The 24,717-nt window shown below is 39.5% G+C and carries 21 protein-coding genes and 1 pseudogene; 16 read left to right on the top strand and 6 right to left on the bottom strand.

Annotated features, from left to right (window positions below; translation table 11 throughout):
• Positions 1 to 119 precede the first annotated feature (119 nt).
• From AC4MDD_RS09020 to AC4MDD_RS09010, 3 genes are all read left to right on the top strand, one after another.
• A complete protein-coding gene (locus tag AC4MDD_RS09020; protein ID WP_491881445.1) occupies positions 120 to 542 on the top strand; it encodes a hypothetical protein in 423 nt (140 codons plus the stop codon).
• 99 nt (positions 543 to 641) lie between these two features.
• Entirely contained in the window at positions 642 to 1,061 is a 420-nt protein-coding gene (locus AC4MDD_RS09015; RefSeq protein ID WP_491881444.1) for a hypothetical protein, read from the top strand.
• Positions 1,062 to 1,073: 12 nt separating this feature from the next.
• On the top strand, positions 1,074 to 2,759 hold the full coding sequence (locus AC4MDD_RS09010; protein WP_491881443.1) for a T6SS phospholipase effector Tle1-like catalytic domain-containing protein: 1,686 nt from the start codon (positions 1,074 to 1,076) through the stop codon (positions 2,757 to 2,759).
• A gap of 300 nt (positions 2,760 to 3,059) precedes the next feature.
• On the opposite strand, the gene AC4MDD_RS09005 is transcribed toward AC4MDD_RS09010, so the two are convergent.
• On the bottom strand, positions 3,060 to 3,977 hold the full coding sequence (locus tag AC4MDD_RS09005) for a LysR family transcriptional regulator (RefSeq protein ID WP_004693275.1): 918 nt from the start codon (positions 3,975 to 3,977) through the stop codon (positions 3,060 to 3,062).
• Between the two features lie 94 nt (positions 3,978 to 4,071).
• On the opposite strand from AC4MDD_RS09005, the gene AC4MDD_RS09000 reads away from it, so the two are divergent.
• The 7 genes from AC4MDD_RS09000 (at position 4,072) to AC4MDD_RS08970 (ending at position 9,927) form a co-directional block, all read left to right on the top strand.
• Positions 4,072 to 5,313, top strand: coding sequence for an acyl-CoA dehydrogenase family protein (locus AC4MDD_RS09000; RefSeq protein WP_491881442.1), 1,242 nt, complete (start codon positions 4,072 to 4,074; stop codon positions 5,311 to 5,313).
• 96 nt (positions 5,314 to 5,409) lie between these two features.
• Complete coding sequence (locus AC4MDD_RS08995; RefSeq protein WP_279744125.1) at positions 5,410 to 6,531, top strand: phosphotransferase family protein; 1,122 nt, start codon at positions 5,410 to 5,412, stop codon at positions 6,529 to 6,531.
• Positions 6,528 to 7,226 (top strand): histidine phosphatase family protein, encoded by a 699-nt coding sequence (locus AC4MDD_RS08990; protein WP_010326632.1) that lies wholly within the window; start codon positions 6,528 to 6,530, stop codon positions 7,224 to 7,226. Before AC4MDD_RS08995 ends, AC4MDD_RS08990 begins: the two co-directional genes overlap by 4 nt.
• A gap of 15 nt (positions 7,227 to 7,241) precedes the next feature.
• Positions 7,242 to 7,985: an SDR family oxidoreductase gene (locus AC4MDD_RS08985; RefSeq protein WP_491881441.1), complete on the top strand. Its 744-nt coding sequence runs from the start codon at positions 7,242 to 7,244 to the stop codon at positions 7,983 to 7,985.
• A gap of 152 nt (positions 7,986 to 8,137) precedes the next feature.
• Positions 8,138 to 8,461, top strand: a complete 324-nt coding sequence (locus AC4MDD_RS08980) for a pyrimidine/purine nucleoside phosphorylase (protein ID WP_491881440.1) — start codon at positions 8,138 to 8,140, stop codon at positions 8,459 to 8,461.
• Between the two features lie 131 nt (positions 8,462 to 8,592).
• The gene (locus AC4MDD_RS08975) at positions 8,593 to 9,303 is read left to right on the top strand and encodes an SGNH/GDSL hydrolase family protein (RefSeq protein WP_491881439.1); all 711 of its coding nucleotides are present in this window, start codon (positions 8,593 to 8,595) and stop codon (positions 9,301 to 9,303) included.
• Between the two features lie 30 nt (positions 9,304 to 9,333).
• Positions 9,334 to 9,927: a uracil-DNA glycosylase family protein gene (locus AC4MDD_RS08970; RefSeq protein ID WP_491881438.1), complete on the top strand. Its 594-nt coding sequence runs from the start codon at positions 9,334 to 9,336 to the stop codon at positions 9,925 to 9,927.
• A gap of 61 nt (positions 9,928 to 9,988) precedes the next feature.
• Here the strand turns inward: AC4MDD_RS08970 and AC4MDD_RS08965 are convergent, their stop codons facing one another.
• On the bottom strand, positions 9,989 to 10,426 hold the full coding sequence (locus tag AC4MDD_RS08965) for a hypothetical protein (RefSeq protein WP_491881437.1): 438 nt from the start codon (positions 10,424 to 10,426) through the stop codon (positions 9,989 to 9,991).
• Positions 10,427 to 10,682: 256 nt separating this feature from the next.
• Positions 10,683 to 12,236, bottom strand: coding sequence for a phospholipase D family protein (locus tag AC4MDD_RS08960; protein ID WP_491881436.1), 1,554 nt, complete (start codon positions 12,234 to 12,236; stop codon positions 10,683 to 10,685).
• 119 nt (positions 12,237 to 12,355) lie between these two features.
• Here AC4MDD_RS08960 and AC4MDD_RS08955 point away from each other — a divergent pair, with 119 nt between their 5' ends.
• The 6 genes and pseudogenes from AC4MDD_RS08955 (at position 12,356) to AC4MDD_RS08930 (ending at position 21,464) form a co-directional block, all read left to right on the top strand.
• Positions 12,356 to 13,471, top strand: a complete 1,116-nt coding sequence (locus tag AC4MDD_RS08955; RefSeq protein ID WP_087013053.1) for an S-(hydroxymethyl)glutathione dehydrogenase/class III alcohol dehydrogenase — start codon at positions 12,356 to 12,358, stop codon at positions 13,469 to 13,471.
• A 226-nt stretch (positions 13,472 to 13,697) separates the two neighbouring features.
• The gene (locus tag AC4MDD_RS08950; RefSeq protein ID WP_491881435.1) at positions 13,698 to 14,726 is read left to right on the top strand and encodes a flavin reductase family protein; all 1,029 of its coding nucleotides are present in this window, start codon (positions 13,698 to 13,700) and stop codon (positions 14,724 to 14,726) included.
• Between the two features lie 12 nt (positions 14,727 to 14,738).
• Positions 14,739 to 15,908, top strand: a complete 1,170-nt coding sequence (locus tag AC4MDD_RS08945; RefSeq protein WP_491881434.1) for a fatty acid desaturase family protein — start codon at positions 14,739 to 14,741, stop codon at positions 15,906 to 15,908.
• A 476-nt stretch (positions 15,909 to 16,384) separates the two neighbouring features.
• Complete coding sequence (locus AC4MDD_RS08940) at positions 16,385 to 18,484, top strand: EAL domain-containing protein (RefSeq protein ID WP_491881433.1); 2,100 nt, start codon at positions 16,385 to 16,387, stop codon at positions 18,482 to 18,484.
• 490 nt (positions 18,485 to 18,974) lie between these two features.
• Positions 18,975 to 20,036 (top strand): 3-deoxy-7-phosphoheptulonate synthase, encoded by a 1,062-nt coding sequence (locus tag AC4MDD_RS08935; protein ID WP_491881432.1) that lies wholly within the window; start codon positions 18,975 to 18,977, stop codon positions 20,034 to 20,036.
• 235 nt (positions 20,037 to 20,271) lie between these two features.
• Positions 20,272 to 21,464 (top strand): annotated as a pseudogene (locus AC4MDD_RS08930) (PilT/PilU family type 4a pilus ATPase).
• Between the two features lie 47 nt (positions 21,465 to 21,511).
• Here the strand turns inward: AC4MDD_RS08930 and AC4MDD_RS08925 are convergent.
• The 3 genes from AC4MDD_RS08925 to AC4MDD_RS08915 all read right to left on the bottom strand — a co-directional run bounded on the left by AC4MDD_RS08925 (position 21,512) and on the right by AC4MDD_RS08915 (position 24,425).
• On the bottom strand, positions 21,512 to 22,690 hold the full coding sequence (locus AC4MDD_RS08925; RefSeq protein WP_491881431.1) for an MFS transporter: 1,179 nt from the start codon (positions 22,688 to 22,690) through the stop codon (positions 21,512 to 21,514).
• A gap of 260 nt (positions 22,691 to 22,950) precedes the next feature.
• Positions 22,951 to 23,325: a glycine cleavage system protein GcvH gene (gene gcvH, locus AC4MDD_RS08920; RefSeq protein WP_004693240.1), complete on the bottom strand. Its 375-nt coding sequence runs from the start codon at positions 23,323 to 23,325 to the stop codon at positions 22,951 to 22,953.
• A gap of 71 nt (positions 23,326 to 23,396) precedes the next feature.
• Positions 23,397 to 24,425: an AraC family transcriptional regulator gene (locus AC4MDD_RS08915; RefSeq protein WP_004693238.1), complete on the bottom strand. Its 1,029-nt coding sequence runs from the start codon at positions 24,423 to 24,425 to the stop codon at positions 23,397 to 23,399.
• Positions 24,426 to 24,717: the final 292 nt, after the last annotated feature.

Below are 24,717 nucleotides of genomic sequence, written 5' to 3'. Positions count from 1 at the left end.
ACATAAATTCTCAAGAGAGAGTAAATATGAATTACAAAGTATTATTTTTCTTGCTTATCATTATACCAGTAGCATTATCTGGCTGTATCGGAAATTGGGCATATGGACAGATTTAAGCAATGACACTGATTTATCCTAAGAAAGAAATTTTAATACCAGTACTTATCTTTGCATTAATTGGATGTGCCAGTATTGGACCAAATACAACCTATTATATGGCTACTACGTCATTTAAATATGATCCAACATATGTAAGCTACATGGTTGAATTAAATAGTCATGAAATAGGAGCTGGTTTTGGTAGTGGAGTGAATACATCTCTTGTAAAAGTTGGACCGCAAACTATTACATGGAAAGATGCAAAAAATGGTGAAATACACTCTGCTAAAAACCAAGTAGTTATTACAAAAGAGCAATTAAAAGGTAAGAAATATTTAGCGGCTCATATTTATCCGGATGATACTGTAGAAGTTACAACATCTAATAATTGGCCAAATCCGACTGTAAAAGGTAATGCTTGGTATGATAGGTTAACTAAATAGATCTAAATAATGTTTACGAAAATGATTAAAGCTATTTAATCTATATGAATTAGATATGTTTTTATAGATTAAATATTTTAAAGAAAACAAGGAACTACTATGAATATAAAGAAGTTAGTCCTACTACCTATCAGCTTAGTTTTTAGTGCTGCAGGTTGTGCAGGTATTGGACCAAATGCAAGCTATTATATGGGAACGACTTCATTTCATTATGATCCTTCATATAGCCCTTATATGGTAAAATTAAACGGAAGTGAAATAGGTGGTGGCGGTGGTGGTATGAATACTTCACCGGTAAAGATTGGACCACAAACTATTACATGGAAAGATGCAAAAACAGGTGGAATACACTCTGCTAAAAATCAAGTAATCATTACTAAAGAACAATTAAAAGGTAAGAAATATTTAGCGGCACATTTATATCCAGATGACACAGTTGAAGTTACGACATCTAATAACTGGCCAAATCCAACTGAAAAAGGTACTAAATGGCTAAATCAATTGAAAAATAATAGATAGTGAGCGTAGCTAATGTTTACGAAAACGATTATAAAACGGACAGTAGAAACCAATCGTGATGTTTCCAATACTCCACCTACTGCAAAACAAGATTGTTCAGATGTAGTCCATATTTCAGTTTTTTTTGATGGCACAGGCAATAACAAAGATGCCGATGAGGAAAAAAAGAAGTGGTCTAACCCTGCTCGATTATGGCGTACTGCTAATCAATATGTTGTAGATAGTAGAATAAATAATTCAACTTCTAATTATGCAATCTATGTATCAGGCGTAGGCACTCGTTTTAATGGCGAGTTAAATATATTTCAACGTGCACTCGCTATGATGCAAGACCATAGTGGTTTTGGCCTTGGTGTGGGGACAGGTGGTACCCGACGCCTAGATTATGGCGAAGATCAACTGAATGATGCTTTAAAGCAAGTCATGATTATAAATGCAAAAAAATCAGAAATAGACACAGGTAAATATGCCAGTGAAAAAAAAGTGTATAGTTTTGCAGAGGTCGATAATAGTTTAAAGCAACATCGCCTCATTAAAAAAATTAATATTTCTACATTCGGCTTCTCCCGTGGAGCAGCTCTAGCCCGTGCATTTACGAATCAATTTATGTGGCAATGCGAATCTGATTGTAACGGTTTAAGTTACGGCACTGGAAAATACCCTATTGAATTTAAATTTATGGGTATCTTTGATACCGTTGCCTCATTTGGCTTACCCGCGACCAACTTAAATAATAATTTAACCTTTGAAGGTCGGGATATGGTCATTGATGAACGCATTAAAATGTGTGTGCACCATGTTGCAGGAAATGAGCTGCGCTTTGCTTTCCCTGTCGATTTAATTCATAAAGGAAATGGTCAAATTGCCAATCCAAATTGGAAAGAACTTGTTTATCCAGGCATGCATTCCGATGTTGGTGGTGGCTATACACCTGGTAGTCAGAATGTAAATGATAACTTTGCCCGTATCCCATTGAAAGACATGTTGGAAGATGCTGTCAGTGCAGGTGTTCGAATGTTTGACTATAATCAATTAAAAGAAAAATATGGGGCATTATTTACTGAACAGTTTGAAATTCAAAATGAAACACAGCGTTTGTATGATGCGGTAAAAGCACAAATGTCGTCTACAGGAAAAGTTCAAGATCAAATTGCTGCTGCAATGAAAGTTTATTATAGTGCATATGGGACATTGGCGAGAAGTAAGATAGCCTCTGTCAGTCAAAATGTGCGTAAAGAGAATAAATTTCGTGAATTATTACCGATCGGCCCATCAGATATGGCAACTGAAATTAGCCGCTTAGAAAAATTACAAAAGCTAACAGCACCTATTAAACCTGGTGGAATGAATATTTTTAGAATATTATCACCTGTTTCAAAAGCATATGAGTTTTTCTTAGGCGTAGATGATTGGGAGTTCGCGAGTTGGCATAAAGAATCAACACCAGAAATCATGAGCTTTTATCAAAACTATATTCATGACTCTAAGTACGGTTTTATGAGTAATGCTGAACCATTTAGTTATTTCCGTCAAAGGACGGTATATGAGTCCCGTCGTAGTGGAAAGGGCGAAGAGGTAGATCAAAAAACTGCAGAAGATAAAGCAGTATGCGCTGTGGTAAATAGGGAAGTACAACACGAAGAATTTTTTGATGCATTTGAACGAGCTAAACAAGAAGATTTACCGTTAGCTATGTAAAAAGAATAAACTCTTGGTACGGTCGCTAAGTTCTAAACGGCTTTAATTCCTTATAAGTGCTATTAAGAAATTAACATTTATTCCATATTTTAAGCATCTTAAGATGAGATGCTTATTGTTTACTTTCAAATTGAGTGTTCCTACAAATGGTTATGGTGTATATAACAAAGATACAGAATTAGAAAAAAACAAGGAGTAATTTGTAAGACTGGTGCGTTGGTTGTTTAGAGGTTCCAAATGACAGTCAAGATAAGAAGTTAAGTTCAAACTTCGAGTTTTTTAAAATTCTTATAAAATAGCCTAAGCAAAAATTTTATGAATTTCGCTCCTTAAAAAATGGTGTCTTTTATTTTCCATTAAATTTTTATGCCAAAAAATTCCAATATTCATTTGCGGCAGTTTTACAGGAACATCAAAAATATTGAGTAGAGGGGAAACATGCAAATGGCTCAAAATATTTTGAGGAATCGTTAAAATTGCATTTGGATATTGCTCTAAAATTTGTAGCGCAGTGGAATAGTGCTGACAACGCAAGAAAACCTGCCTAGACAATTGCTTACGATTTAAATGAACATCTTCAACCAAAACACCAGTACGCCGCGAAGATACACCAATATGCGGTGCAGCCAAATACAATTCAGCATTGATTTGCTGGAGCTGAGTACAAGCCACAAACTGGTCTTTGACCAAGCTCTCAAATTGAATTTTATCGCCAAAGTTTTGTTCCAAATCAATCACAAAATCAATTTGTTGAGAAACTAAATCAGCATCTACTGTTTTACGGTCCAGCTTACTACTCATGAACTGAATACTTAGTCCAAGTTTCTGAAAGTGAGCAACTAACTTTGGGAAAACAATTGGTTCGATTTCATCATGAATCGCAATTTTTAGACTTTGAACCATATTAGGGTCGAAGCTTTGCTGCTGCATAGAAATACTTTGAATCGCAATTAAAGCATTTTTAATAATCAGGTAATTTTGTTCTGCAAAAGGTGTTGGAAGCATTTGGCTGCCAGACCGAACAAATAAATCATCCTTTAAATGGTTACGTAGACGCTGCAAGGCATGACTGGCAGCAGACTGCGTAATCGACAAGATTTGAGCTGCTTTAGAAATACTTTTTTGCTCATAAATTGCAATAAAAAGCGGGTATAAATTGATATCGATGCGATGAAAAAGCCCCATATCAATGGGTGACTTACTATGAATATTGTTCATGCTGATCTATAAAATAAAATCATTTTGTTCATATTAGTTTTCAGGTTATGTTGATGTAAAGCGAAAATATCAAAATAGATCGAAGGAAGCAGCCATGTTTGAACTTTCAGCACGTGCTCAAGATTATGTAGAACGTACCAAACAATTTATTCAAAACGAAATTGAGCCGATAGAAACTGACTTTTGGCATGAGGTACATGAACTGAACCAAGGTGGCGACTGGACCAAATGGCAGTGGCCTGCACAACTTGAAACGCTCAAAGCAAAAGCAAAAGCTGCGGGGTTATGGAATATGTTTTTGCCATGTCCTGAATTGGGTCAAGGTCTATCGGTTCAAGAGTACGCTCATATTGCAGAACTCACAGGTCGGAGTCTTCTTGCACCGACCGTATTTAACTGTAATGCACCAGACAGTGGCAACATGGAAGTATTGTGGCGTTATGGTTCTGAAGCTCAAAAGCAAGAGTGGCTTACGAAGCTTTTAGATGGAAAAATTCGCTCTGTTTTCTGCATGACAGAACCAGCTGTTGCTTCATCCGATGCGACCAATATGCAAGCAACAGCCGTGATCGAAGGCGATGAAATTGTGTTAAATGGTCGTAAATGGTGGTCTTCAGGCTTAGGTGACCCCAATGCCAAAATTATTATTTTTATGGCGCATACGCCAGATGAAACCAAAGATCGCCATCATCAACACTCGATGGTTCTAGTGCCTGTTGAAACGGCTGGAGTCACAATTGAACGAATGTTACCAGTCTTTGGTGACTACGATGCACCACATGGTCACGGCGAAATTAGCTTTAGTAATGTTCGTGTACCTGTTTCCAACTTTATTGGTGGTGCAGGTCAAGGTTTTGAAATTGCCCAAGGTCGATTAGGCCCGGGTCGTATTCATCACTGTATGCGCTGTATTGGTGCTGCGGAAAAATCTTTAGAGTTGATGATTGATCGTGGTATGAGTCGTACAGCATTTGGCAAAGAAATTTTAAAATTAGGTGGAAACCTAGAGCGCGTGGCTGATGCACGTGTTGCAATTGATCAAGCACGTTTATTAACCTTGTATGCTGCGTATAAAATGGATACTTTAGGGAATATGGCAGCGTTAACTGAAATCTCTGCCATTAAAGTCGTTGCGCCAAGTGTGCTTGAAAAAGTGGTCGATATGGCGATTCAAATTCACGGCGGAGCAGGTGTGTCGCGTGATACGCCTTTGACAGGTTTCTTCGCTCAAGCACGTTCACTGCGTTTGGCCGATGGGCCAGATGAAGTCCATAAAGGCATGATTGCAAAACTAGAACTGGCAAAACGCGGCTATAGTACGCGTCGTAAAAAATAATAGAGGAGAAGATCATCTCTTTAATTCATCGTGTTGAAATAAGAATAGATGATCTTCTAAGTTATAAAGAAAAGATTGATAGTTTGGGAAAAAAGAATGTCAGCGATTGATGTAGGTGGAACAGTTCGGGCGGGTGAAGAACTGGATGCTGTAGCCGTAGAAAACTGGCTCAAAGCACAAGGTGTCGATCTACAAGGGCAGGTTGAAGTCACGCAATACTCAGGCGGTGCATCTAACTGGACGTATAGATTGAAATACGACAATGTCGATCTAATTCTACGCCGCCCACCCAAAGGTACCAAAGCTAAATCTGCACATGACATGGCACGTGAATATCATGTGCAAAAGAATTTAACCCCTTTTTATCCTGTACTTCCCGAAATGGTTGCATTGTGTCAGGACGAATCTGTTCTTGGCTGTGACTTCTACGTGATGAAACGTGTAGAAGGCATTATTCCACGTGCCAACTTACCGAGAGAGCTAGATTTTAAAGAAGCCCAAGTTCGTGAGTTGTGTATCAATGTGATTGATAAACTGATCGAACTTCATCAAGTGCCATACCAAGGCACAGAACTTGAGAACCTTGGTAAAGGTGATGGTTACTGTCGTCGTCAAGTGGAAGGTTGGGACGCTCGTTTTGAAAAAGCCAAAACCATTAATGTCCCTTCATTTAAATATGTGCGAAAGTGGCTGAAAGATAATATTCCAGCAGACTCAAAAACCTGTGTGATTCATAACGATTGGCGTTTTGATAATGTCATTTTAGATCCGAATCATCCGACACAAATTATTGGCGTTTTAGATTGGGAAATGGCAACGCTCGGTGACCCACTGATGGATTTAGGTTCGGCTTTGGCATATTGGGTTGAAGAGTCGGATAGTGCACTCTTTAAAGCGACACGTCGCCAACCGACAAATCTTAAAGGCATGTTCACGCGTAAAGAAGTGGTCGATTATTATTTAGAACAAACGGGTTTAGACGTCGAGAATTGGACCTTTTATGAAGTCTTTGGCATTTTCCGTTTAGCCGTGATTGCCCAGCAAATTTATTATCGCTATCACCATAAACAGACCAATAACCCTGCCTTCAAAGATTTTTGGATTTTAATTCATGCTCTCCATATTCGCGCACTTAAATTGATTGGTTTACAAAAAATTGAAGCCAATGAAGTCGCTCAAAAATACATTGTTAAAATGAAGGAAATATTAGGCAAATGACCACTATTTATTTCATTCGCCACGGGCAAGCATCTTTTGGTGCAGAAAGTTATGATCAACTCTCTCCCAATGGTGAACTCCAAGCCAAAATTTTGGGTCAATATTTTGATCAGATCTTAAAAGAAGCACCTGTGGTGGTGTCAGGCTCCATGCAGCGACATCAGCAAACGGCATGTATTTCTTTGGCTGAATGCTTTCCTGAGGTGGATGTCTTAACAGATTCTGCATGGAATGAGTTCAATCATCAGCAAGTCTTTGCTCATTACGAACCGCGTTTTAATGAGCCACATTTACTAAAAGCCGATGTGGCTAAAGAGTCGAACCCACGTGCTTATTTGGCCAAGATATTTGAAGGGGCAATTGAACGCTGGACAGGTGGCGACTATCACCATGAATACGATGAATCATGGCCTGAGTTTAAAAGTCGAATTGAAGTCGCTTTACAAGATTTGTGTGATGAACTGGCTCAAAGCAAACCTCGTTATGCTGTGGTGTTTACTTCAGGCGGTGTGATTTCAGTGGTAGCAGGCAAACTCTTAGGTTTAAGTCCAAATAAAACCTTTGCGCTTAATTGGGCTATTGCCAACAGCAGCATGACCACATTACGACTGGTGGGGAATGAACCTCAGCTTTTAAGTCTCAATGAACATCATTTTATTAAAGCCGAAAACTCAAACTTACTGACATGGATCTAAGGACAGGATTAAGACATGGCTAAAACAATTTTAATTACAGGGGCAAGTTCTGGCATTGGTGCAGGTATGGCGCGCGAATTTGCACAAAAAGGCTATAACTTGGCAATTTGTGCACGACGCTTAGATCGCCTTGAAAGTTTAAAGCAGGAACTTGAAAGCAAGTACGGGATAAAAGTCATCCCTAAAGTTTTAGATGTAACCAATTACGATCAAGTGTTTGAAGTTTTTCGTGCATTTAAACAAGAATTTGGCCATTTAGACCGTGTGATTGTAAATGCTGGAATTGGAGATGGACGTCGAATTGGTAAAGGCAGTTTTGCGATTAATAAAGCCACGGTTGAAACCAACTTTATTTCAGCTCTAGCGCAGTGTGAAGCTGCAGTTGAAATTTTCCGTGAGCAAAATGCAGGGCATTTGGTTGTTATCTCGTCTATGAGTGCAGTCCGCGGTATGCCAAACCATTTGACAGCGTACGGTGCAAGTAAAGCGGGTGTTGCACATTTGGCCGAAGGTATTCGTGCAGAACTTCTCAATACCCCAATCAAAGTCACGACTATTTTTCCTGGCTATATTCGTACAGAAATTAATGAGGGTGCAAAACCACTGCCTTTTGAAGTCGATGAAAAAACAGGTTCACGACTGTTGGCCGCAGAAATTGAAAAAGCCCCTGTAAAAGCCTATGTTCCTAAATGGCCATGGCTACCACTAGGTTTGGCGATGAAAATTTTACCGCTGAAATTGGTCAATAAACTGGGTTAATGATTGAAATAAAAAGGCTGTAAATCAGCCTTTTTATTTTTAACTATGTGAGTGCCTTCTAAATACAGGTTGCTATTTCCAGATGAGCATTTGAGTGCATTCATGAGTTGGTCATAATACCGAGGTAGCATTGAAGAAAAAAGGTGATCAAGATGTCCACACAATTCGACTTTGTTTCAGTCAGAAAAAAGCCCAATGTTCATTTTGGTGGGCGTTCAATTAGTCATGTTATTCAATGTGAAGATGGTTCACAAAAGACCCTTGGGGTTATTTTGCCTACAGATCAACCGCTGACTTTTGAAACACATGTCGCAGAGCATATTGAAATCGTTTCAGGTCAATGCCAAGTTAAAATTGGGCTACAGACTGAAATGAGGCTGTATCATGCAGGTGAAAGTTTTGATGTTCCTGCCAACAATCGCTTTAGTATGATGGCAAGTGAAGTCGTAGATTATATTTGTCACTTAGAAAAATAGCCGAAGATAAAGACTTAAAATGGCTAGAACAACGTTAATTCTTTATTTCTGAAGAATATTTAAGTCTGTGTATCGGTAATTCAACGTATACTATTTTCATCTCTCAGCTAGCTTAGACCCAGTCACTGAATATGCGATTAAAAATTTATACTTTGGCTTTGATTCCAGTCATTCTTTTTCAGGGCTATGCTGTCAAAAAAAATACACCAAGATTGGCTGAACCCAAAGGAGAGCGCATTGGACAAAAGGGCGTGGGTAAGTCGCTTGCTTTGCTCATTTTGGGGGATTCAGCAGCGGCAGGTGTCGGTGTAAATGTTCAGGATGATGCGTTATTGGGAGCAATTTTAAAAGAACTGTCATCTGAGTTTAGTATTCAATTTTATTTACACGCAATGACGGGATTCACCACAGATCAGGTCATTCAGTCCATCCAAACGCTTGAGACACAGCATTTTGATGTCATCATTACTTCTGTGGGCGTAAATGACATTACAAAATTCACTTCGCCGCAGGCTTGGATCGCAAAACAGAAGCAGCTTTATGACATACTCAAACATAAGTTTAGTCCACAATTAACGATTGCATCTGGTGTACCTCCGATGGATCAGTTTCCTGCACTTCCAAACCCACTTGCATGGTTGTTTGGTCAATATGCCAAAGCGATGAACTTAGAATTAGGCCAATTTGTCGCACAGCAAAAACAGATGGAGTGGATAGAGTACGATCTAAAGAAGTTTTTGGCTTTAAACTTAGCTATGGCCAAAGACGGTTTCCACCCCAGCAAAGAAATTTATCAGTATTGGGGTAAACAAGTGGCTGAAAAAATACGCCAATTTTTTTAAAATGCAATAAAGACAAATTTTCTATAGCTTATGACACATTCAGTTGAAATTGAAAAACATCCACTTAAGCCGTTCCTCCCATCTAATGCCAAATTATTGATGCTGGGCAGCTTTCCGCCGCCCAAGACCCGCTGGAAAATGGACTTTTACTATCCAAATTTTCAAAATGATATGTGGAAAATATTTGGTCTGTGTTTTTTCCAAGATAAAAATTATTTTCTCAATATCGAGCAGAAGACATTTAAAGAACAACAGATCCGTACATTTTTAAATGAACGGGGCATTGCGATTTTTGATACGGCCTATGAAGTGATTCGCCAAAAAGGCAATGCTTCAGATAAGTTTTTGCACATTATTAACCCAACCAATATACAACATTTACTTGAAAAAATGCCCGAATGTCATAGTGTGATGACCACTGGCGATAAAGCCACTGATACGCTCATGCTGTCTATGCCTATAGGTACATTAAAACCACAATTTGGCATGAAGTCCGAGACACATTTTGCTGGGCGAGATCTGAGGCTTTATCGGATGCCATCTTCTTCTCGTGCCTATCCTTTGGCTTTAGAGAAAAAAGCCGAGGCTTATTACAACTTATTTTCTGAAATAGGCTTACTTTAGGTAACTATTTGGATTATCCACATGACAGAATGTTCCAGCCATTCGTAGATAGTGGTCTGCTTTAGTCTTCGTACTCAACATAGTCCCAGAGATTCAGCCGCGCTTTAATCTGTTTACGTAGTTGTGGCAGCATAGGAAATAATGTTCCATCAATCCATAGGCTGAGTGCACCTGCCGAAAGTGGTTGTTGCGATTCATCGATCAATTGTGCACCTTTCACCAAAACAAAAGTCTCTTCGCTTGCAGCTGTTTCGATCCCTTTAAACTGAACCAAAAGTTCATGGCCTGTATCATGGATTAGCCACTCCAGTTCAATTTGGATATTTTGATTGGATTTTAAAACAACTTGTCCTTCAACCATGTCATTGTCACTCAAGCAGTCATGTTCAACACGCACTTTACTTAGAAACCATTCTTGTCGAGCAAGATCTTCTAGTGTTTTGTAGGGGGTTAAAATATTGCTGAGATTAAACTGACGACTTAAATCAAAAAATTGCATTACTAAACTTTATAAAGGAGAGATAAAAAAGGAGGGCTGCATGTTAAATCAATGTGTGTACTGAGTAAAACCTTTCAAGCCCTTGAATGAATTTAGGTATGAGATCCAATTATTTTGTTCGGGTCTTATATTCAATGGTGTTTATTAAGAATAGTAATAGATAAAACATTTCTAAGATGAGCCTAAAAAAAACAACTCAGACTAAACAGAAAGCTATCATACATTAGAGAATATGGATAACGTCATTCACCTGTAATTACATCATCCATTCAATGGGTAGGTATGACACGGCCTTCATCATAAAACGCTGAAATTTTGTGGTTTCAGGTTCTTTTTGATGTTCAATGACAGTTCCATCTTTTTGATGCTCAAGCCAAATGATATCGCCTTGAGAGTTGAGTTTTAACTCATAAGCAATATGCGGGAGAAATTCATCTAACTTATGTGAAATTGCATTTTGCAATTGATCTGACTCTACCACTAAGCCCACTTCTGTATTTAAATGGGCTGAGCGTGGGTCAAAGTTAAACGAACCAACAAAGACTTTTCCGTCTATATCAAAAAATTTGGCATGGAGCCGTGAGGAACTTCGACCTTTAGCTGGAATCACATGACCAGTTGCCACTTCATACCATGTGTATTTTTCTCGTTCTATATAGGGTTTAAACTCATACAGTTTGACGCCATTTTCGAGCAAGCCACGGCGATATTTTTTATAAAATGCATGCACAATGGCAACATCATTAGCCAATAACGAATTGGTTAAGACCCGAACTCGAGTTCCATTTTTTGCCAAATTGGAGAGATAGTCCGCACCTGCTGTGGTTGGAACAAAATATGCGGAGACCAATTCCATGTGCTTTTCAGGCTTGCCCATCAAATCGAACATTTGTTTGACAATAATTTCATCAGGCTTTGCTTCACCACGAATTTTATTGGGAGAATCAGCAATGAAATGAGCCTTTGCCCAGTTAACAGGATGTTTAGTTAGCTCTGAATCGACTTGTATCCGAGCCAAATCAATTTTCTGTTCAATCACATTTTTATCTAAGGCATACGCTTCATAGTGCTGTTTTAATTGAGCCAGTTCTTCTTTTGTTCCACGACCCACTAATTGGGGAATTGTATAACTGAGATCATCATTCCAGAAATTTAGAAATACACTGTTAGCATGCTCTACAGCTTGCCCATAAAACAAAATGTCCAAATCTGTAAATTGGAACTTTTCACTGGCATCAAAGTATTCACTGCTGATATTACGACCACCAGTTACCGCAATTGCACCATCAGCAATGATCAGTTTGTTATGCATACGATGGTTAATGTGATTGAAGCGAAAAGCGTAATCAATCACACGTAAATGACGGTATTTGTAAGGATTAAATAATTTGATTTCAAAGTTGGGATGAGCGGTCAGTTTTTTGAGAGTTTCATCAAGTGCTGTGCCGTTTTGGTCATCAATCAATAAACGTACTTTCACCCCACGATCCGCAGCATTCAGCAGTTCGTGCAACATCATATGGCCTATAAAGTCATCTCCCCAGATATAGTATTGGACATCTAGACTGTGCTTGGCCTCTCGTATCAAGTGTAAGCGTGAGGCAATGCTCATAAATGCTTCGTCCAACGCCAAATAAGCCGTAAGTCCCTGTTTTTGCTGTGCAGACTCATCTTGACCCTTGAGCCAATGCTCTGCATATACCTCTACAGGGGCTGAAGGCTTAGCCTGATTGGGGGCGAGCTGGCATCCCGCGAGTGTTAAAACGGTGCTCAACAAAATCAGCGGTCGACAATGAGTTGGTATCACCATATTTCTTTTAAAGACCTAATTTTTATAAGTTATATATTTCATATGTTATAGGTTGAAACAGAGAATAAAAAGCGGTTACTGTAGCGCATCTGTTAAAGACTTCCTTAAGGATAGCGAAAATGAAATCACGTGCAGCTGTTGCCTTTGGACCTGGACAACCTCTCGAAATTGTAGAAATTGATGTTGCTCCACCGCAAAAAGGTGAAGTTTTAGTCAAGATTACCCATACAGGTGTATGCCATACCGATGCATTTACTCTATCTGGTGATGATCCCGAAGGTGTTTTTCCAGCAGTTTTAGGCCATGAAGGTGCGGGTATCGTAGTTCAGGTCGGTGAAGGCGTAACTAGCGTTCAGCCGGGTGATCATGTTATTCCACTGTATACGGCTGAATGTGGCGAGTGTTTATTCTGTCAGTCAGGCAAGACCAATCTATGTGTTGCAGTTCGAGCTACACAAGGTAAAGGTCTGATGCCAGATGGTACAACGCGTTTTTCTTATAATGGGCAACCGATTTATCACTATATGGGCTGTTCAACCTTTTCTGAATATACCGTTGTCGCAGAAGTGTCTTTGGCTAAAATCAATCCAGATGCTAACCCTGAACACGTCTGTCTATTGGGCTGCGGCGTGACCACTGGTTTAGGTGCAGTCAAAAATACAGCTAAAGTACAAGAGGGTGATACCGTTGCAGTCTTTGGTTTAGGTGGTATTGGTCTAGCAGTTGTACAAGGTGCAAAAAAAGCCAAAGCCAGCCGTATTATTGCGGTTGATACGAACCCTGACAAATATAAATTAGCAGCAGAATTCGGAGCAACTGATTTTGTAAACCCAAAAGATCATGACCGTCCTGTACAAGAAGTCATTGTTGAAATGACTGGTTGGGGGGTTGATCACTCATTTGAATGTATTGGTAATACTAATGTCATGCGCTCAGCACTTGAATGTGCACACCGTGGTTGGGGTCAGTCGGTAATTATTGGCGTGGCGGGTGCAGGCCAAGAGATTTCAACACGTCCATTCCAACTGGTCACTGGCCGTACCTGGAAAGGGACAGCTTTTGGCGGTGTAAAAGGTCGTTCACAACTGCCAGGTATGGTTGAAGAAGCAATGACTGGTGACATTCGTTTAGCTCCATTTGTTACGCATACGATGGGTCTCGACAAAATCAATGAAGCCTTTGACTTAATGCATGATGGGAAATCAATCCGTACTGTGATTCATTTTGAAGACTAATTCGCTGTAAGATGTTTAAAAAACCAAGCTGCGGCTTGGTTTTTTGTTTTTGATTAGAAGAAAAGTGAATTGGCAAAACCGTTCATGTTGTTAGACAAAAATGATAAAAAATGTCAATTCGTTAGATTTTGTCCTTTTATGACATAGTCGAAAATAGGTTCTCACCTTATCTTGATGCCTTGATAATGCACACTTGTATAAAAATAAACTAAAGCAGAGGGTGACTATGGGAAAGCATGTTGAATACCGTCCTGAATGGGTGCGTGAAGATTTCATCGATTTTCTGGCTGAAAAAGTCAATCCGCTATGGGCATGGAAAAAAGCCAAAGCGCGGATTGTTGCAAAACATCACTTGTCAGATGACTTCCTGTACATGCAGTTACAGCCAAATCATCATTTTAAAGCAACCGACTATCAAGCTGGGCAAAGTATCTTAGTGACAGTACTCATTGCTGGTGTACGTTGGCAGCGCAGCTATTCGATTGTCGAGATTTTAGAAAATGGCAATCTTGTGGTTGCTGTCAAACAACAGGGCAAAGTCTCAAATGCGCTCACTCAACAGCCTGTAAAAAGTGTAGTTGAAATTTCCCAAACGCAGGGCGAATTTGTTTTGAAAACTCAGCCTCACTCTGCACTGATGATTGCCTCGGGAAGTGGTATTACCGCAATTTACGCATTGATTAAGGCTGCATTAAAACGCCCACAAACAGTTTCCAATATCGATTTAATTTACTTTACGCGGGATGATAGCTTTCATGCAGAACTGCAACAACTTACTGAACATTATCCGCAGTTTAAATACCATCATGTCAATACACGGACTCATAAACAACATCTGAGCCAAGACTTGCTTAGCCAAAAGATTGAAGATTTTGAACAACGTGAATGCTATGCCTGCGGTGCTGCCAATATGATGCGAAGCCTGACAGAAATTTATCAGGCTCTAGACTTAGTTGACTATCTGCATACCGAATACTTTCAAATTGTTGTCGATCACACCCAAAGCGCTCAAGTGGTCACGTTTCAACGTTCGCAGCAACAGTTTCAAGCCCAAAGCAATTTATTAGACAGTGCAGAACAAGCGGGTTTACGTCCCGCACATGGCTGTCGTATGGGCATTTGTAATACTTGTTCATGTACAAAAGTTCAGGGCGTGGTGCGGAATCTGCTCACAGGCGAGCTTGATCAAAACAATAACACACAAATTAAATTATGCATTTCACAGGCGGTTAGTCCTGTTGTAATCAACCTTTAAGAAGGTATAGATATGAATCTTCCCGTTTATTTTAGTGAAAGCAGTAAATCCAAATATTTAAGTCCTGCACAAATTGAAGAGTTTGGTGCGAAAGTTGAAGCGATCCGTCGTGAAGTGATGGAAAGTCTCAATGAAAAAGATGCTCAATATATTTACAAAATCCGAAATTTTGTGCGCTATAGCGAAATAAGCGCACGAGCGCTGCTTATGTTTGCAGGATGGCTGCCTCCAGTATGGCTTTTGGGCACAGGTTTATTGGGGGTATCTAAAATCGTAGAAAATATGGAGCTTGGGCATAATGTCATGCATGGTCAGTTTGACTGGTTAAATGACCCGAGTCTCAATGGGACAAATTATGACTGGGATACTATGGCCACAGGCCCTGACTGGAAACATACACATAATTATATCCACCATACCTACACCAATATTGTTGGTATGGATCATGATGTCGGCTATGGCTTAGTCCGTGTGAGCGATGCACAGGTCTGGGAACCTCGCTTTTTGCTGAATCTGCCTTTAGCTGCACAATTGATGGTATTTTTTGAGTGGTATGTTGGTATACAAAATCTGCATATAGAAGATGTGGTGGCGTATAAAACAAAAACTTGGCGCGAAGTTTGGATAGAGTCATATGATTTTAGGCAGAAAATGAAACGCCAAGTGATTAAGGACTATATATTTTTCCCAATCATTGCTGGGCCAAATGCTCTGCCAGTCTTTGCAGGAAATGCAGTAGCCAATGTTATTCGTAGTTTATGGGCATCCGCGGTGATTTTTAATGGTCACTTTACCGAAGACGCTGAAAACTTTGAAATGGACAATATCGACAATGAAACACGGGCTGAGTGGTATCTGCGCCAAATTCGAGGCTCAAGTAATTTTAGTGGGACACAGGGCTTGCATATTTTAAGCGGGAACTTGAGTCATCAAATCGAACATCATCTTTTCCCTGACATGCCAGCCAATCGCTATACGCAAGTAGCTCCCAAAATTAAAGCACTGTGTGCAGAGTATGGAATTCATTACAATGAAGCGAGTTTTATCAAACAGTTTTCATCTGTTTGGGTGAAATTGGCTAAATACTCACTGCCAAATGAGTGTTATGAAAAAAGTGACCCTACACAGTCTTTTCTGAAACACAATCTGAGTTTATTGAAGAAAAAAATCTTTAAATCATAGCTCACAAGCATGTACCAGAGCAGAAACTTTATTGGATAATATTGACCCATTAGGTTTCTGCTTTTTTTGCACAAAAGTAGGGCGTAAAATCCCTCTATATGATGTCTTTGTGTAAGTCGGATTAAATTTAATCATTATGTGAATAGTCGGCATTTACTTAAAATAAATTATTGTTAATATTGGTTTTTCAGTGAAAGTTGTTTAGCTTTGCTATGTCGCTCAAATACCTGCTCATTTGCTATTGAAAACGGCTCTCAGTTATTTGTCTAATTTGTGTAATAGTTGCAATTTTTCATTGGTATACGCTTATATAAGTTGTATATGATGCATATTGTGATGGTAATCACGCAGCGTCATTATACTTATATTTACTTTTTTGTTTTTTCATTGTTTTTCATGACTTTGCTTGATTTCTTTTTTAAACAATATGGCTGGTTATGGACTAAACCAGCAAGTTTAAGTTGCAGATAATTATTATGTCTCGAACCCATTCACAGCCTAAGAATAAATCTAAAAATATTGCTTATGATCAACAGGCAGGAAAGAGTTCTACTTCAAAAAAAGACCACCATCTGATTGATATTATTCCTCAGCTTTTTTGGATACATAATGACCTCTGCAAATATATAAATTTACCCTTACGTCAGTATGTGGGAGGAATGGATTTATCCGCAGATAGCTTCAATTTGGTCGAATATATTCATCCAGAAGATATACCAGCATTAGATGAATTTTTGCATCAACCGATAATTGCCGAGCTCACATTTGAAAAAACCTGCCGTATTCGTAATCATCAGGGCCAGTATCATTGGTTTTTAGTCCAAGGTGAAATGGATCGCTCTACGGCTGGATTTCAGCTGAGTTGCACTGATATTCATCAGGGCATGAAAATTTATATCGAGTCTTTGGCGCTGTTACGTGCGCATTCGGATATGTTAAATGCCAGTGTAGACTGTATTATTGTGGTTGAGCCAGATGGTACGGTCACACATATGAATAAGTCTGCATGTGTCATGTTATTGGGAAGTGGAGATGTTAAAGGCTTCGGTATGTCTTGGGTTGAACTACTGCCTCCTGCGGTGCGTAAAAAAGCCAAAAAAGCATTGCATGATGCGGGGCAAGGCCAAATTTCCCATTTTAATGGCATGAGTTTACTGAATGAAAAAGTTTATTATTGGGATAATGTTCTGACACCTGTACTTGATGTTGACGGAAAAACCCAGAGTATTTTATGTGTTTCACGTGATATCACGCTGCAATATTTGACTGAACAAAAATTAAAACAAGGCAGCGAACGTGATGAGTTAACTGGGTTAAATAACCGACGTGCGTTTAAAGAAAAAATCAGAAAAATGTATAACAGTGCACGTGATAAAAAACAAAAGTTAGCCGTCATGCTGATGGATTTAGATCACTTTAAAACCATCAATGACACACTGGGCTATGCGGCAGGCGACCACCTTTTAAGAATTTTATCGAAACGCTTAAAACAAATTCTAGAAGGGCGTGCTTTCTTAGCACGTCTTGGTGGGGATGAGTTTGGTGTGATTGTTCCGCATGTGCAGGATATAGGTGAGCTCAATCAAATTGCCCAGCAAATTTTGCAACAACTCGAGATTCCCATCACATTTTCGGGGAACTACATCAATGGTGGTATGAGCATTGGATGTGGCCTCTATCCAGATGATGCCAATGACCTCAGTGAGCTACTCAAGTGTGCCGATACAGCACTGAATGATGTTAAAGCGCAGGGCCGCGGTGGTATGCGCATGTTTGATCAGGATATGTTTAATGCGGTACGGGAGCAATCTGAACAACTTAATTGTGCGCATCAAATTATTCGTAATGTTGCTATCGAGGCTTTCTTTCAACCGAAAGTGTGTTTAGATTCAAAAAGAATTATCGGTTATGAAGCACTCTTACGCTGGCGTGATGATCAGAATAACATTCAAAGTCCTGCACGAATTGCAGCAGCCTTTAATGATTATGAGTTATCCAGCCGTATTGGTGAGATTATGCAGCATCAGGTTTTCAAGCAGATTACTGAATGGCGGGCAAAAGGCTTACAGATTGTACCTATTTCAATTAATGCAGCACCTGTTGAGTTTATGCGTGATAATTTTGCAGAGATCTTTTTAAAACGTCTCAAATCCTACCGCATACCCTCAAAATTTGTTGAAATTGAGGTTACTGAATATCATTTGGCTGAACGCGGCTATGAATATGTGGTTCGTGCCTTAAAGAAACTCAAAGCAAATGGTGTGCGAATAGCACTGGATGATTTTGGTACAGGGCATTCTTCTCTTACTCATTTACGTGACTATCCTGTTGATATTATTAAAGTTGATTGCTCTTTTGTGCAACGTTTAAGTGATGATAAATCAATTTATGCCATTGTCGAAGGGTTAGCCAAGCTTGGTCCGATTTTATCAATGGATATCGTTGCTGAAGGGATTGAAACTGAAATGCAATTGCAGCTTTTAAGAGATATGGGCTGTCATATTGGGCAAGGCTATCTGTTTAGTCCGCCTGTTTGTGCTCAGCAGGCAGAAATGCAGTTGCTAAAATTACACTAGGTATGGCTCTATAGAGTGTTCGTTCTCATGAACTCAAATATGATGAGGCAATTGAGCTAAAGGCGAAGACAGCAACTTAAACAGGGTGGAACTGAATTTTTGCATAAAAAAGTGTTGTAAAAGCAAAAAAATCAGCGTATTTTAAATTTCAGATAACATATTTTTGAAGATATAAAAATGTTAAAGCAACCTGTAATTTCTAACGCAAATTATTACTTTTGGCAATTTAGATAATTGCCTGAACGCGTTCGGGCATCAAAAGGTTGCCCACCTAGTTAATACCTGATCGGCAACCCTGGTCAGGTTTTTTTATATCTGCTGTTTTAATAAATTTTGGAGTACTTCATGAAAACAACTAACTATTCATACTTTAGCAACTTTCATTGGTTTTACTTTAGTCAATTTATGACTTTAGCCCAGCAATCCATTAGACCCATAACGCTCAAATAAAAGATCGGACTGAAGACCACAGTCCAAAGGATACAAACCAATGAATGCTTTAAATACTGCACTACAAAATACACAAACAACAGTTCAAGAAACACTTCTAAATTTGCCGCAGCAACTCAAAGCGCAGTTGCCACTTTCAGCGCCATTAAAACTACAAATTACTGAACAGCGTCAAACCATTCGAAATATATTAGAAGGCAAAGACCATCGTTTAATGGTCATTACTGGCCCATGTTCCATTCATGACCCTATTGCGGTTTTAGAATACGCTGAAAAGTTAAAACAATTACAAACCAAAGTTTCAGATCAGATTTTCTTCGTAATGCGTGCTTATATTGAAAAACCACGGACAACAGTGGGTTGGAAAGGTTTTTTATACGATCCTTTACTTGATGGATCTTCCAATATGCAGTTGGGATTAGAGCAGTCTCGAGCATTGTATTTAGCGATTATTGAAATGGGTTTGCCGATTGCTACAGAAATTTTAAGCCCGATGGCGACTGCTTATTTCGATGATTTGTTGGCATGGGGAGCTATTGGTGCGCGGACCAGCGAGTCGCAGATTCATCGTGAAATTTCGAGTCATATGCCATTCAGCATTGGTTTCAAAAATGGCACAGATGGTTCAATTCAAATTGCACTGGATGCGATTCAGTCTGCATCAAACCCTCACCAGTTCATGGGAATTGGGCAGCAAGGCATGGCATGTATGCTTCAGTCCCAAGGAAACCCGAAGCCACACTTGATTTTACGTGGTGCAAACTCAGGGCCTAACTATGCTTTAGCCGATATTCGTCATATGCAAGATAAAGTCAAAGGTGAATTACCTGCTTTGGTGATTGACTGTAGTCATGGTAACAGTAGTAAAAATCCACTCAATCAACCTAATGTATTGCGTAGCATTGTTGCAGAACGTACGCAAAGCAATGTGTGTGGTGTCATGCTTGAAAGTCATTTGGTTGATGGTAATCAGAAAATTTCAGATGACATGGTCTATGGTCAGTCTGTTACCGATGGCTGTTTAGGCTGGGAAAAAACCGAGCAAGTACTTTTAGAGGCTGCCGACACATTACGCAGTCATGCCATTCAACGTAGTGCTTAATCAACGCAGCCCAAAAGACCTTTCAATGAAAGGTCTTTTTTGTGATCCAGTTCAATAAATGAAGATAATAAATTGAAAAATAAGCTAAAAGTTATTTATCAAACGATAAATTAGGTTGAGCTAGAGCATAAACTTATGCAAAATCAGAAGCCTGAAACAACACGATAAAAATTGTATTTTGAATAAAAGAAATGCTTTTTAAAGTCAGCTATTTGCACTAATTTTAGAGAACACTATGTATTCTGCAGAACTTTTAGAAGAAGCCCGTCGGATGATGTTTCACATGCTCAGCAAAGTGGTTGAGTATGGTGGTTCAGACTTATTTATATCTGCAGACTTTCCGCCAAGTATTAAGCATCAGGGCCTTATGAAGCCATTGGGTCAACAAAACTTGCCATCTGATCAGACCAAACTCTTTGCTTATAGTTTAATGAATGAGAAGCAACGATTGGAGTTCGAAACTGAGCTGGAGTGTAATTTTGCAATTAGCGTTCCCAATGTTTCACGTTTTCGTGTCAATGTTTTTCAGCAGCAACTGCATGTAGGTATGGTGATTCGTACGATTACTGCGGAAATTCCTAACTTCACTAAGTTACAACTTCCAACGTCTTTAAAAGACGTAATTATGGAAAAACGTGGTTTGGTCCTCGTTGTCGGTGGTACAGGGTCGGGTAAATCGACGTCTTTAGCAGCCATGATTGATCATCGAAATGAAAACTCAGCAGGGCACATTATTACGGTTGAAGATCCTGTGGAGTATGTACATAAACATAAGAAATCGATGATTACTCATCGAGAAGTGGGTGTGGACTGTCATTCTTGGCACAATGCTTTGAAAATACTCTGCGCCAAGCACCCGATGTCATTTTAATTGGTGAGATTCGTGACACGGAGACTATGGAGCATGCTATAGCTTTTGCGGAAACAGGTCATTTATGCCTTGGAACATTGCATGCCAATAATGCAAATCAAGCTTTAGATCGAATTATTAACTTTTTCCCAGATGAGCGTCGCAATCAACTTTTGATGGACTTATCCTCCAATATGAAGGCGATTATTTCACAGCGTTTGGTGCGAACTGAAGATGGGCGTGGTCGCCGAGCAGCAGTAGAAATCATGCTTAATACACCCTTGATGTCAGACTTGATACTTAAAGGGAATTTCCACGAACTTAAAGAAGTGATGTCGAAGTCACGAGAGTTAGGCATGCAGACTTTTGATCAGGCTTTGTTTGATTTATACAATCAAGGTGCAATTGCTTATGAAGAGGCGCTACGAAATGCAGACTCGGTCAATGAATTACGTCTACAGATTAAATTAAAGAGTAGTCGTGCTAACCCACAGTTAAACTCAAGTAGTGCTTTGTCTTTTGATCAAGCGGTTGCTGAAAAAGCCAAAGACGCTGAAGAAGAGAAGGCCGACGCCTAATTTTCTGAGTCCGTATGTTCATTGCTATGCGCATACGGACTGATATTTTAAGCGGTTTTCTTTCTATTCGCGATAACGGCATAGAACAATAAACTTAAAATGGTTGTCAGTGCACAGAATAAATAGGTGAAGCTATAACCTTGCTTAGAAATGAGTAGACCCAACAATACAGAGCCAAGAGCAATACCTAAGTCATACATGGTAAAGAACGTGGAGGTCGCATGGCCAATCCGATGCTTTTCCGCACCTTGAATAGCTAAAGTTTGTAGACAAGGCTGTGCAGAACCAAAGCCCATGCCAACGCATACTGCCGCAACCAATAAACCCGTCAGAGATTGAATCTGACTGAGACTCACAAGTCCTAAGCTAAATAATATAATCGCTGGGTAAATCACATAGCTCGCTCCGCGACGGTCATAAATTTTGCCTGTAATCGGGCGTAGACTCATCATGGAAATCGCAAAGACGATAAAAAACAAGCTCGCGTAGTTCAGCAGATGTTTAGACTCTGCATAAGTTGAAATGAACGACATAATACTGGCATAGGAAAAAGAAACGATCATACCCATAATTGAAATATTCAAGGCTTTAGTTTCAACAAAGTCATGGATACTGAGCTTGCGCTTCACGGGTGGTGTCAATTTTTGAGTGGTCTGCTGAATTGGGATAAAGAGGCAAAACAAGAAACCGAGACAGACACTAAACGCTAAAATTCCTGCGACCATTGGATAGGATACAGACTGGATCAGGGTTAAACCGAGGAATGGCCCAAGTACAATCCCCAGATTAATCGACATGACAAAATAGCTCATGCCTTCGCCTTTACGTTTTTCTGGAATAAACTCATTGACGATAGGTACGGCAACTGTGGTGACGATACTGAACCAAATGCCATGTAGAAAACGAATCAGTAACAACAGGTGTAAATTATCAGCAAACAAATAAGCCAAGGAAAACAAACAAAATAGGGCTTCCGCGATAAAAAGCGTTTTCTTATTTCCCAGTTTTTCAATAATGAGTCCGCTAAAAGGGCGAACTGCGATAGACGATGCCATGAACAAAGTCATGGCTAAGCCTGCTTGTGCAAGGCTTCCACCCAAATCATTCAAAATATAGATTGGGAGAATTGAGGTCTGCGCAAAGTAAAAGATGAACAAAAACAGATTGTTCGCTAAACAAAGAATAAAAGACTTATTCCATAGCGAAGATGTATTAAGAGCAGACATGCAGAACCTTTGGTCCGAAGATGAGGCCACAGGGCGTGAGCTGTTGCTATTATTTTATGTAGAAGCTAGGTCACGGCTGTGAAATTAGAACAATCAAATTATAAGATAATGCACGTGAAAAGTATAATTATAGTAATAAATGCTGATATTTAAGCGATTTGAAAATAAAAATATTAAGTTAATTTATCAAAATAAGAGAATAATTGCAAAAAAATCAGTCCGCAGACTGATTTTTTGAGCCGTAAATATGAATACTAGGCTTATAGACCTGCTTCATAGGCTGTGCTTGAAAGGAGTTGTTCTACATCTGCGATATTGTCTGGTTTGATTTTATAAATCCAACCTTTGCCGTAGGGGTCATCATTGACGAAGTCAGGATCATCTTCCAGATTGGCATTGATTTCTACCACGGTGCCAGAAACCGGTGCATGAATATCAGAAGCCGTTTTTACAGATTCAACCACACCCGCTTGTTCGCCCGCAGTGATTTGTTGACCAACTTCTGGTGTTTCAACATAGACTAAATCGCCTAAAGCATCCTGTGCATGGTCTGAAATACCAGTTACAACAAGATCACCTTCAATACGCACCCATTCATGTGTACTTGCATACTTCAATTCTGAAGGATGATTCATGAATAACTCCTTAAAATACAAAAATCATTTTTCGCATGATTTATACATGCTTTTCTATCAAAACAAAAGATCTATAAATACGGATCTTTACGCCAATTACTCGGGCTGCGTCCACTCCAACGCTTAAATGCTCGGCTGAAATTTGCCACATCACTATATCCCAGTTCATCCGCGATTTGCTCTAAGCTATAGTCTGTACGTGACAAAAGTGACGTGGCATGACGGTAACGCACTTCATCCACAATGGTTGAAAAAGACGTGCTTTCAGCAGCCAATTGGCGCTTCAGTGTGCGATCAGACATGTGTAAGAGGTCAGCCACATGCTCGATGCTTAAATAGTGTTGTTCTGAGCGCGTTAAAATGTCACGAACACGCATCGATAATCTTCGGCGTTCGCCCATAGCTGAGAGCTCAGCTTCACATTGATTAATGGCTATTTGGCTTGCAAGTGGGTCAGCATTGACCATTTTAAAGCCGAGATAATGCTTATCAAAACTCAAAAGTAAATGTGGTTGATCAAAGCGAACACTATGGTTAGGTAGCTTTGCACGATAGCGATCAAAGCCTTCGGGTTCTGGAAAATCGAAATCAATTTCCCCAGCCAGATTTTCAATGCCAGTGAGCGCCTTACTCATAGAAACAATGCCAAAAATAATACTGATCGCAATATCGGTACGCAACGGTTCTATATCGACATCACAGCGTAATTGTAAAGTCGCTTTTTCGCCAAAGGTCGAAAAGAAAAGCTGCAAAAAAGGCATGCGCAGTTGAATAAAGCGGTTAGCAAGTACCAAGGCTTCGCCAATATCATGAGTTGTCATAATGGCATAGCCAATGAAGCCATGAATTGAAATACGCATTTGCGTGCCTAGATGGTAGCCAAGCGTGGGCTCACCAGTGAGACGGCTGGCTAACTTCACAAGTTCATTGGCAGTATGAACGGGTATGCGGAACTCAGGCTCTGCGAGTTGTTCGCTCGTGAGTTGAAAAGGGGAAAATAGGGTCTCTGCGTTATAGCCCCAACGAGACACAACATCTAACAACAATAAGCCATAAACACCAGGAATTCCTTGATCTTGGCGAAGTGAAACTGTTTTCATGCGCGATCCATTGCATTTTTCTTTCTTTTCTGACTGAAGTTATATTGGCATGAATATTTCAAATTCATGGAGCATATTGTTGGACAATATGTTCCGAGCCTATATCAATTCAGTATCCTTTTCATTTCTGATTTAGTGGAACGATATTATAAATATCATAAATTTATGAGCAAAAATATAAGACTCTCGATAAAAATAAAGGCTCAGCAAATGATGCTAAAAATTATGTAAAATCTTTTTAAAATCAGCACACCAAAATCATTGATGATAATGATCTAAGCGTGCTGAAAAT

The organism is Acinetobacter sp. CAU_H_29a_1, assembly GCF_058599505.1.
This window is presented reverse-complemented; position numbering and strand designations above follow the sequence as displayed.